Consider the following 501-nt stretch of genomic DNA (forward strand, 5'->3'; position numbering starts at 1 on the left):
CCGTCTCCCAGACGCTCTCCATCCCCGCCAACGCCGCCGGCTCTTACCGCCTCCGCTTCCGAGCCGCCCAGCGCGGCAACTACCAGGCCGGCGCCCACGACTTCGCCGTGCTCCTCGACGGCGTCGAGTTGGCCCGCGTCCAACCGGCCGGCACCTCGTATGAAGCACGCAGCCTGGTGCTGAGCCTTTTGGCCGGGCTCCACACCCTCTCCTTCGTCGGAATCAACTCCTCCGGCGGCGCCAGCACCTCCTTCATCGACGACATCGTCCTCGAACGGGTCACGTCCCAGTAAACCCGACACCCGACGAGGCCCTCAAGGGCCTCGATCACTCCCACCATTTCGTCTGATAATGGGCCTTATGGTCGGAGACCGGGGGTGTGACCGACGAATGATGTAGATCGGGCCGGTTCGTCCGCCTATGCTGGGGCTCCCCTCACACTCCGGGAGCCACCGCCATGGCCGCCACCATCGTCGCCCGATCCGAGACCGGCTTCACCAT

Annotated in this window: 1 protein-coding gene; it reads left to right on the forward strand. The window is 66.7% G+C overall.

What is annotated here, in order from left to right:
* Nucleotides 1-293, forward strand: a 293-nt coding sequence (locus tag TsocGM_RS26405) for a hypothetical protein (protein ID WP_158633767.1), incomplete at its 5' end; no start/stop codon positions are given.
* Nucleotides 294-501 lie beyond the last annotated feature (208 nt).

The organism is Tautonia sociabilis (genome assembly GCF_003977685.1).
Classification (GTDB): domain Bacteria; phylum Planctomycetota; class Planctomycetia; order Isosphaerales; family Isosphaeraceae; genus Tautonia; species Tautonia sociabilis.